This is a genomic window from Aeromonas sp. ASNIH8, assembly GCF_002919855.1.
GTDB lineage: Bacteria > Pseudomonadota > Gammaproteobacteria > Enterobacterales > Aeromonadaceae > Aeromonas > Aeromonas caviae.
This window is the reverse complement of record NZ_PQLN01000204.1, coordinates 1-1,800: the sequence shown is the minus strand read 5'-3', so window position 1 is coordinate 1,800 and position 1,800 is coordinate 1. Positions and strand designations below refer to the sequence as shown.

Below are 1,800 nucleotides of genomic sequence, written 5' to 3'. Positions count from 1 at the left end.
CGCTCAGGTTGTACCAATGCTGCATGCAGTGAATGCGTAGCATGGTTTCCAGCGGATAAGGTCGCCGGCCATTACCAGCCTTGGGATAAAACGGCTCGATGACTTCCACCATGTTTTGCCATGGCAGGATCTGCTCCATGCGGGACAAGAAAATCTCTTTTCTGGTCTGACGGTGCTTACTGCTGAATTCACTGTCGGCGAAGGTAAGTTGATGACTCATGATGAACCCTGCTCCATGGCTCCAGATGACAAACATGATCTCATATCAGGGACTTGTTCGCACCTTCCCTAGTTGCCATTTTGCGTCTCTTACTCCATTTTCAGATGCGTATTCTAGACTACTCTTAATACTTTCAATATCTCTGAGAAATCTATCCTTATGATTCTCACATTCACCTTTGTCATTCAATAATGACCTGAGTTCACAAAGTTCCTTCACAGACAGTAAATATTTAGCGGCAGGATAGTTTCCATATGCAGCAGATGCTAGCATCTCTAATCCATCGCTACAGCTCGCATCTTCATTTAACAGTATGATGCTGGCCTTATATTTAGCTTCCATACTGCCTTTTTTTGCTGCTTCGAGATAATGCCCCCAATCTGGCCCTATTTCATATTCACGTCCTCCAATCTTGATGTTCTCAAACTGAGTATTATCAAGTTCGTCTCCCAGCCAACAGTAGCACATGTCTCCAATTTTCACTTGCGCCTGAATATGTCCAGCATCTTTTGCTTTATTTAAAAACTCAAATGCCATATTGAGATCACGCTCTATCTTATATTTTTTGTAGCTTTTTAGATGCATTAATCCTAATTGATATAACGCATCAATATTTCCCTGTTCGGCCGACAGTGTAAATAACCTATTTGCATACACATCAATTTCTGGCCCTTCATTTTTATTGACCAAATGAATACCCATTTTCAATTGGGCAAGTGGATGGCCATTTTTCACTGCCAACTCAAGCCATTCTATTGATTTTTTTTCATAACTTTTCTTGGCCGTTTTTTCACTTATCTTCAAACACAGTTGAGATAAGTTATACTGTGCGTTGCCATTTCCCTTTTCAGCTGATTTTGTATAACAATATTCTGCTTTATCGTCATCCTTAGGTATTAAAACCCCTTCGTCATAAATCCATCCTAGTGTAAAATAGGACAGAACACACCCACTATTCCCAGCTTTCCAAAAATACTTAATTGCTTTATTTATATTTTGAGTTACACCATGCCCATGAAAAAAGCACATGCCAAGTTTTAAATTTGATTGAGGGTGGCCGCGTGACGCCGCAATCTCATATATTTCAATCGCTTTTAGAAAGTCAGCATCTACGCCGATCCCAAATTCGTAAGAAACTGCCTCTTGATATATTGGCTCCATAGAGCGCTCATAACAATCAACTACTTTTTCAGTACCATTGACGATCTTTATGAATGTCATTCCAACCTCCACGTATCCATTTAGTCAACTTGATCTCAATCTATCATCTTCAGAATATTCTTTAACCTGATTACCCATGATTAGCAGTCACCACGAGCTATACTGATCTTACGTACAGTTACTGAGGTGCGAGATCATGGCCAAAAGCAAAGTCCAATTCCAGAAAGGCTACAGCCTGTTTGATTTTTTCAAGGACTATGGCACTGAAGCGCAGTGCGAAAACGCGCTGCTTGCTTGGCGTTTTCCGAACGGTTTCATCTGTCCTGAGTGCGCCAACAAGACCTGCTGTCGCCTGAAAAGTCGGCCACGCGTGCTGCAATGCAATAACTGCCGTCACCAGATGTCATTGACTGGAAACA

3 protein-coding genes are annotated in these 1,800 nt (G+C 41.4%); 1 reads left to right on the top strand and 2 read right to left on the bottom strand.

Features of this window, described 5'->3' with window-relative positions; genetic code table 11:
- The coding region (locus C3418_RS23430; protein ID WP_219812687.1) for a transposase at positions 1 to 220 on the bottom strand (220 nt) is incomplete at its 3' end.
- A gap of 45 nt (positions 221 to 265) precedes the next feature.
- On the bottom strand, positions 266 to 1,381 hold the full coding sequence (locus C3418_RS23420) for a tetratricopeptide repeat protein (protein ID WP_308457656.1): 1,116 nt from the start codon (positions 1,379 to 1,381) through the stop codon (positions 266 to 268).
- Positions 1,382 to 1,577: 196 nt separating this feature from the next.
- Between C3418_RS23420 and C3418_RS23415 the strand changes: the two genes are divergently transcribed.
- Positions 1,578 to 1,800: transposase (locus tag C3418_RS23415; protein ID WP_146054115.1), on the top strand; the 223-nt coding region annotated here is incomplete at its 3' end.